8 protein-coding genes are annotated in these 8,617 nt (G+C 47.8%); all 8 read left to right on the top strand.

The window, feature by feature from the left end; all coding sequences use genetic code 11:
- On the top strand, positions 1-1,129 hold a 1,129-nt coding region (locus tag VIM87_RS27120), incomplete at its 5' end, for a polysaccharide biosynthesis tyrosine autokinase (protein ID WP_332000018.1).
- A gap of 257 nt (positions 1,130-1,386) precedes the next feature.
- Positions 1,387-1,932 carry a UpxY family transcription antiterminator gene (locus tag VIM87_RS27125; protein WP_332000019.1) on the top strand — a complete coding sequence of 182 codons (546 nt, stop codon included), beginning with the start codon at positions 1,387-1,389 and terminating at the stop codon, positions 1,930-1,932.
- Complete coding sequence (locus VIM87_RS27130; protein ID WP_332000020.1) at positions 1,880-2,983, top strand: mannose-1-phosphate guanylyltransferase; 1,104 nt, start codon at positions 1,880-1,882, stop codon at positions 2,981-2,983. The genes VIM87_RS27125 and VIM87_RS27130 overlap by 53 nt, the downstream gene beginning before the upstream one ends.
- Positions 2,984-3,171: 188 nt before the next feature.
- A complete protein-coding gene (gene fcl / locus VIM87_RS27135; protein ID WP_332000021.1) occupies positions 3,172-4,113 on the top strand; it encodes a GDP-L-fucose synthase in 942 nt (313 codons plus the stop codon).
- A 158-nt stretch (positions 4,114-4,271) separates the two neighbouring features.
- Positions 4,272-5,615, top strand: a complete 1,344-nt coding sequence (locus tag VIM87_RS27140; protein WP_332000022.1) for a UDP-glucose/GDP-mannose dehydrogenase family protein — start codon at positions 4,272-4,274, stop codon at positions 5,613-5,615.
- A 39-nt stretch (positions 5,616-5,654) separates the two neighbouring features.
- A complete protein-coding gene (gmd, locus tag VIM87_RS27145; protein ID WP_332000023.1) occupies positions 5,655-6,752 on the top strand; it encodes a GDP-mannose 4,6-dehydratase in 1,098 nt (365 codons plus the stop codon).
- 49 nt (positions 6,753-6,801) lie between these two features.
- Complete coding sequence (locus tag VIM87_RS27150) at positions 6,802-8,355, top strand: hypothetical protein (protein ID WP_332000024.1); 1,554 nt, start codon at positions 6,802-6,804, stop codon at positions 8,353-8,355.
- A gap of 11 nt (positions 8,356-8,366) precedes the next feature.
- The coding region (locus VIM87_RS27155; protein WP_332000025.1) for a hypothetical protein at positions 8,367-8,617 on the top strand (251 nt) is incomplete at its 3' end.

Below are 8,617 nucleotides of genomic sequence, written 5' to 3' on the forward strand. Positions count from 1 at the left end.
GCTCAGAGGCGTACCTGAAAAAGAGAAAGCATTTGTTGAGGTAAGCCGTCAGCAGGAAATAAAGAATAACATATATACTTTCCTGTTACAGAAGCGGGAGGAAACAGCCGTAGCGTCTGCCGCTGCCGTATCCGACAGCCGTATAGTAGATGCAGCAGAAGCGCTGGCCATTCCAATAAGCCCCAAGAAACCGCTGGTGCTTGCTATAGCGGTATTTGCAGGCCTGGCTTTTATTGCAGCCCTTATTACCCTGCGGGATATGATGAAGCGGGAAGTGACCTCACGCTCAGAAATAGAAAAAGCTACGCAAGCGCCAATTCTGGCAGAGATATTGCAGGATGTGAACAAACAACCCGTAGTGATAGCGGAAGGTAAACGCAGCTATGTGGCAGAACAGTTCCGGACCTTACGTACGGCGCTTTCTTACATAGGGCTGAATAACCTGAACGGTTCCTTAAACGGCAATGGCACTAACGGGAGTTCCCACCACCGTAAAACATTATTGGTAACGTCATCCATTTCTGGCGAAGGTAAAAGCTTCGTATCCGTTAACCTGGCTACCAGCTTATCACTGGTAAAGAAAAAGGTAGCCCTGCTGGAGTTTGACCTGCGCAAACCGCAGATCAGCAAAATGCTGGGCGTGTCAAGAGAACCGGGTATCAGCAACTACCTGGTAGGACAAGCGGAAATAGCAAGCATACTGCAACCTGTTCCCGGTAACGAGTATCTCTTTATACTGCCGGCAGGTGCAATACCACCTAATCCCACAGAGCTTATATTAAACGGTCAGCTGGAAAAGCTGATCACTAACCTGAAAGCACGTTTTGACTATGTGATCATTGATACGGCCCCCGTGGGCCTGGTTACAGACGCGCGGCTGCTGGCTACCTATGCCGATGCTACGCTGTATGTGATCCGCCACCAGGTAACGCCCAAGCTGTACCTGAAAATGGTGAACGAGCTGTATCAGAATAAGGAGCTGGGTAACCTGAACTTAGTGTTCAACGGTATTCAGCCGCGGGGTGTAACGGGTTACGGACCTAACGGGTATGGCTATGGTTACGGCTATATTGAAGATGCAAAAGGTACCCGCCGGAAACAATTTTTGAAAGGGATTTTTAACATATAATAACAACGAGCGGCGGATCTATCATCTGCTGTAAAAAGTTAAAACCACCCGGAACAGCGTGCCAACCGTTCCTCATGTGAGTGAGAGAGCGAAGCTATTCCAGGAAAAAGATATAACGAGTCTTTATTGAATAAACCGAATATTATGAGAATGCATTCAACGGCATTACCATTGTCTTTAGAAATCCCTCGTTATAGAAACTGCGCAATGTTAACCAGAGTATTAAACTTTTAAATGAGATGCCCATGCAACAGGAAATGTCAACTTGGTATGCAGTATATACCAAAGCAAGATGGGAAAAGAAAGTGGCTGATCTGCTCACCCGCAAGCGCGTGGAAAATTATTGCCCCATGAGCCCCGTAGAGCGCCAGTGGAGCGACCGCCGCAAAGTGATCAGTGAACCCTTATTTAAATCCTATGTATTCGTAAGAGTACCTGAAAGCAGGAAATGGGTGGTACGCGAAACGGAGGGCATTGTGAATTTCGTGTACTGGCTGGGTAAACCGGCTATGATACCTGATCATGAAATTGAGCTGATCAAACGTTTCCTGCGTGAGTACAAGGATGTAACGGTTGAGCAGTTCCCCCTGCATGAAAATGACCTGATCCAGGTAAAATCAGGTCCGTTAATGCACCAGCGCGGCAGGATCATTGAGGTTGGAAGGAACACGGTTAAGGCACAGTTATCCAGCCTGGGTTACACGCTGGTGGCTACTTTGCCAACTACAGAAGTGATCCTGATCGGCAGCGATGCAGTACCCACCGAGGAAGAAACACCTTACGCGGGACTTTACCATCAATAACCAGGCAATAGCCATTATTACTACTATAAGAACTATGATGCAGCATATCATATTATGTGGTGGGTCGGGAACCCGCCTGTGGCCCTTATCAAATAAACAAACGCCTAAACAGCTGTTACCGCTGTTTGAAGGCAACAGCTTACTGCAGCTGGCTTACCTGCGCAACCAGGTAGCCTGTGACAGTGTGCTGGCTATTGTGAATGAGCAGCATTCCGCTACGGTGGAAGAGCAGCTGTTACATGCCGGCGCTACCAACCTGCGTATGCTGGCCGAACCCGTAGGCCGCAACACGGCTGCCGCCATAGCCCTGGCAGCCTTTGTATCTGCCCCGGAAACTATTTTACTGATCACGCCTGCAGACCACCTGATAGGCACACCGGATATTTACGCACAAACCATTGAAACCGCCCAGCTGCTGGCTGCCGGCAATAGCCTGGTAACCATTGGCCTGCAGCCCACTTACCCGGAAACCGGTTTTGGCTATATACAATACAGCGGTCATGATGTGATCCGCTTTGTTGAAAAGCCTGATATAGAGAATGCAACCATCATGCTGCAGAGCGGCGACTTCCTGTGGAACAGCGGGATCTTTTGCTGTAAGGCAGGCATCCTGTTACAGGAGCTGCAAAAGTATGCGCCTGAAATTTATGAAACAGCTGCCATTGCTGCCAATGAATGGCTGCGTACCGGCCAGCTAAGCCTGGCTGCTATGGAAGAAATACCTTCTACCAGCATTGACTACGCAGTAATGGAAAAAAGCAATAAGGTAAAAGTGGTGCCCAGCACTATGGAATGGAGCGATGTAGGCAGCTACGAAGCCCTGGCCCAGGCGCTGGTACAGCATTATCAATACCATAACCACCAGGCCGTATCTATTGAAAGCGGTAATAACATGGTGATCGGTAAAGAGAAGCTGGTTGCGCTGGTAGGGGTAGAGAACCTGGTGGTGGTGAACACGCCGGAAGCGCTGCTGATCATGAAAAAAGGAAAAGGGCAGGAGATCAAACAACTGCACCAATGGGTGAAGGAGAACAGACCGGAGCTCCTGTAGTATAAGGAACCGATATACACCGCTACCGAATTAATAATTAAGAATGAATAATTAATAATCGTAGGGCGGTATATCAAATAACCATACGTCCCTTTACCATAGCTGTAACTGTAGTTTTGATCATTTTCATTGTTTTGTATAACATGCCCCTTGATTATTAATTCTTAATTATTAATTCTTAATTATACATGAAACTCACGGATAAGATCTACATCGCAGGCCATCGTGGAATGGTGGGTGGTGCTATTAAGCGCAGACTGGAAACCTTAGGCTATCAGAACATTATTACCCGCACCTCTGCAGAGCTGGACCTGCGTAACCAGGCTGCTGTAAATGAATTTTTTGCAACAGAAAAGCCGGACTTTATATTCCTGGCTGCAGCCAAGGTAGGCGGCATACACGCTAATAACACTTACCGTGCAGAATTTTTGTATGATAACCTGATCATGGAAGCTAACATTATACATGCAGCTTACCAGCAGCAGGCTACTAAACTGATGTTCCTGGGCAGCTCCTGTATCTATCCCAAGCTGGCGCCCCAGCCTTTACAGGAAAGCAGCCTGCTTACAGGCCCCCTGGAATATACCAACGAACCTTACGCTATTGCCAAAATAGCCGGTATTAAGCTGTGCGAATCTTACCGGGATCAATACGGCTGTAACTTCATCAGCGTAATGCCTACCAACCTGTATGGCGTAGGTGATAACTACCATCCTGAAAATTCACATGTGCTGCCCGCGCTTATCCGCAAGTTCCATGAAGCGAAGGAAAGCAAAGCAGCCAATGTAACTATATGGGGTACGGGCACGCCTAAACGCGAGTTCCTGTATGCCGATGACCTGGCAGATGCCTGCGTGTACCTGATGCTGCATTACGATGGCAAGGAGCTGGTGAATATTGGCACCGGTGAAGACCTGACCATCCGCGAGCTGGCAGAAACTGTAAAAGAGGTGGTAGGTTTTGAAGGCGAGCTGGTATTTGATACCGCTATGCCGGATGGCACCCCCCGCAAGCTGATGGATGTAGCCAAGCTGCATAGCCTGGGCTGGCAGCACAGCACCGGGTTAAAAGATGGCATAGAAATGGCTTATGCGGACTACCTGAAGAAAAAACAGACACAACTGGCATAATACAATTACGAATTATCAATTACGAATACGAATGGGTGGAACAGTGAACAATGTAATTGATTAATTCGTATAACCAGCTGGTTCGTAGTTCATCATTCGTAATTGAATAATTCGTAATTCGTAATTAATAATTGACTACCCAAAAAACAATCTGAAACATGAAAGTAATAGTTGTAGGAACAGGATATGTAGGATTAGTGACCGGCGCCTGCCTGGCAGAAGTAGGCACCAATGTAGTGTGCGTGGATGTGAATGAAGCCAAGATCAAAGATCTGCAAAACGGAATTTTACCCATATATGAGCCGGGCCTGGAAGAGGTGGTACACCGCAACTTTCAGAACGGCCGCCTGTCCTTCAGCACAGACCTGGCATCTGTAATACCGGGCGCTGAGCTGGCATTTATTGCCGTAGGCACCCCTCCCGGTGAAGATGGCAGCGCTGACCTGAAATATGTACTGCAGGTAGCAAAAGAAATAGGCGCTTCTATGACCAATTACCTGGTAGTAGTTACGAAGAGCACTGTACCTGTTGGTACTGCGGTGAAAGTGAACCGCGCCATTAAACAGGCCTTACAGGAAAGGGATCAGCTGCTGGATTATGATGTAGCCTCTAACCCCGAGTTCCTGAAAGAAGGCGCTGCGGTGGCCGACTTTATGAAGCCCGACCGTATTGTGGTAGGTGTGAACACAGAAAAAGCGCAGCAGGTGCTGGAGAACCTGTATCACCCCTTTGTGCTGAACGGCCGTCCGATCGTATTCATGGACATTGCTTCTGCAGAAATGACCAAATATGCCGCCAACGCAATGCTGGCTACCAAAATATCTTTCATGAATGATATTGCCAACCTGTGTGAGCTGACCGGCGCCGATGTGAACAAGGTGCGCAAAGGTATTGGCAGCGATCCGCGTATAGGCGACCGCTTTATATATCCCGGTATTGGTTATGGCGGCTCCTGCTTCCCCAAGGATGTGAAGGCGCTGGTACGTACCGGTAAAGAGTATGGCCACGCTATGCGCATACTGGAAAGCGTGGAAGCGGTGAATGAAGATCAGAAGAAAGTAATGTTCAGCAAAATAGACCGTCACTTTGATAGCGACCTGCAGGGCAAAACCTTTGCCATCTGGGGTTTATCCTTTAAGCCGAATACGGATGATATGCGCGAAGCGCCATCCATCGTGCTGATAGAAGCGCTGTTAAACGCCGGTGCAAAAGTGCGTGTGTTTGATCCCGTAGCTATGCACGAAGCCAAGAAAGAGCTGGGCGAGCGCGTAACCTGGGGTACCGACCTGTATGATGCTGCCAACGGCGCAGATGGCGTGGTGCTGGTAACGGAGTGGAATGAATTCCGCCTGCCGGACTGGAGCCGTATCAAAGATTCTGTGAAAACAGCAGTAGTGTTTGACGGCCGTAACATTTATGATGATGTAACGCTGCAGAAAAAAGGCTTTATATACTACGGCATTGGCCTGGCCCGCACTAATAGCACAACAGTGCTGGTTTAATTGAATTAATAATTAAGAATTAATAATTAAAAATCGAATATGAAAGTTGCCTTAATTACCGGTATCACAGGACAAGATGGCGCCTATCTGGCAGAGCTGTTGCTGGAAAAAGGATACATGGTGCACGGTGTAAAGCGCCGCGCATCTCTTATTAACACGGAACGTATTGATCACCTGTACCAGGATCCGCATAGCGATAACGTGCGTTTCCGCTTACACTACGGTGATATGACCGACAGTACTAACCTGATCCGTATTATCCAGGAAACACAGCCCGATGAGATCTATAACCTGGCTGCTATGAGCCATGTGAAAGTGAGCTTTGATACTCCGGAATACACTGCAAATGCAGATGGTATTGGCACTTTACGTTTACTGGAAGCCCTGCGCATCCTGAAGCTGGAAAAAAAGACCCGTATTTACCAGGCCAGCACTTCAGAGCTGTACGGTTTAGTACAGGAAGTACCGCAGAAGGAAACCACTCCTTTTTACCCCCGCAGCCCGTATGCAGTAGCTAAGCTGTATGCATACTGGATCACGGTGAACTACCGCGAAGCATATGGTATGTATGCGTGCAACGGTATCCTGTTCAACCATGAAAGCCCGCTGCGTGGTGAAACTTTCGTAACCCGTAAAATTACCCGTGGCGTAGCTGCTATTGCACTGGGCCTGCAGGATAAACTGTACTTAGGTAACCTGGATGCCCGCCGCGACTGGGGCCATGCAAAGGATTATGTAGAGGCTATGTGGCGCATACTGCAGCAGGATGTTGCGGAAGATTATGTAATTGCTACCGGCATTACTACGCCTGTACGTGATTTCGTTCGCATGTCATTTGCAGAATTGGGTATTGAAGTAAAATTCACCGGCGAAGGTGCGGAAGAAAAAGGCGTGATAGCTGCCTGCAATAATGAAGAATATCAGCTGGAAATAGGTAAGGAAGTGGTAGCGGTAGATCCGCGGTATTTCCGTCCTACAGAGGTTGAGCTGCTGATAGGCGATCCTACCAAATCAAAAACCAAATTAGGCTGGGAACCTAAATACGACCTGCCTGCACTGGTAAAAGAAATGGTAGCCGGCGACGTGGAATTGTTCCGTAAGAAAGATGTAACTCAGTGGGAACACCTGGTAGGATAATTCAGTTTGGATAAGGTTAAAAGTGGAACTGGAAAACAATAGCTAGTAAATGCAAGCAGCAAACCGGGTAGTATTAAACACAGGCGCACTGTATGGGCGGATGTTAATTACAATGTTCATTGCATTGTATGCAACCCGCCTTGTATTAAATGCGCTGGGCGCAGAAGATTATGGCATTTTTAACCTGGTAAGCGGCGTGATCGTAATGCTTTCCTTTTTAAATGTGGCCATGACCATTTCCACCCAACGGTACCTTTCTTTTTATATAGGTGTCGGTGACAATGAAAAGTTAAAACAGGTATTCAACTCCAGCGTGCTGCTCCATTTTCTGATGGGCATCACGCTGGTTCTAATATTTGAGGTGGTAGGCCTGTACTTTTTTGACCGGGTATTGAACATACCTGCAGCCAGGATAGGCACCGCCAAAATAATATTTCATTTTACGGTGATCAGCACCTTTTTTACCATTGTTTCCGTACCGTATGATGCTACGCTGAATGCACGGGAAAATATGTTCCTGATAGCAGCCATCGGTATCTGGGAAGCGCTGGCAAAGCTGGGCATCGCCATTTACCTGCAGTACACGGGGTATGATAAGCTGATCATATACGGCGCATTAACAGCGGGTGTAACAGTGATCTCCCTTATCATTAAACGCACGTACTGCTCTTCTAAATACCATGAGGCACGGGTGAAGGTGCGCAAGTATTTCAACAAAGGCCTGTTAAGGGAAATGTTCTCCTACGCAGGCTGGAATATGTTTGGCGCAGGCAGCGTGGTAGCCCGTAACCAGGGGCTGGCTATGATCTTGAACGTATTCTTTGGCGCAATTATTAACGCCGCTTACGGCATAGCCAACCAGGTAAATTCGCAGCTAAGCTACTTTTCAGTGACCATGCTGCAATCCCTGAACCCGCAGATCATTAAAAGCGAAGGCATGGGCGACCGGCCGAGGATGTTACGCCTGGCCATGATAGCCAGTAAGTTCTCCTTTTTCCTGTTGTCGTTCTTTTCCATACCGGTGATCATTGAAATGCCCATCATTCTGAAGCTGTGGCTGAAGAATGTACCGGATCATACGATTGTTTTCTGCCGCCTGATCATTATAGTATCGCTGATCACACAGCTTACTGTAGGGCTGCAGGTAGCCATACAATCCGTGGGCAGGATCAAGGTATACCAGGTAGTAGTAAGCCTGTTGCTGATGATGAACTTACCGGTATCGTACTTTTTGTTAAAAGCAGGCCTTGCGCCGTACGTGGTACTGGTAAGCGCCATTTGTATAGAAGCCATTACCTGCAGCTACCGCGTGCTGGCTGCACATAAGCTCACCGGCCTGGCTATTGGCGATTATTTACGCAAAGGCGTACTTACTTCGCTGCTGCCCGTAGTGCTGGCCTTTGGTATATCACTGCTGCCGCAGCTGGTTATGCATCCGGGTTTTGTACGCTTGCTGGTGACCGGCGCTGTAAGCAGCTTATCCATTTTTATATGCGTGAAGTTCCTGGGCTTAACGGCTTATGAACAGGAGAAGATAGAAGGGATCATCATGAAGTTACTTTCCAAGTTACCCATCAGATTGCCGGTAGCAAAGGCTAATTGATCAAGAAGGATATGAATATATTATTCTACACAGACATATCACCCTTTCCGGCCAATGGCGGAGAAAAGATCCGGAGCTATTACCTGATCAAAGCCCTGGCCAGCCTGGGCCACCAGGTTATAGCGCTGATCCAGAATGAGGAGAACACGGACCTGGCTAATTACCAGATCCCCAACGTGGTATATTACACGCATCCGAAAAAGCATTTTGACCTGCTGGACCGCATTGCCGGTAAAAATTATTTTCAGCGCTCTAACAAAGT

Origin of the sequence: Chitinophaga sp. (genome assembly GCF_036569125.1) — a bacterium.
In the GTDB taxonomy this organism is placed as follows: Bacteria; Bacteroidota; Bacteroidia; order Chitinophagales; family Chitinophagaceae; genus Chitinophaga.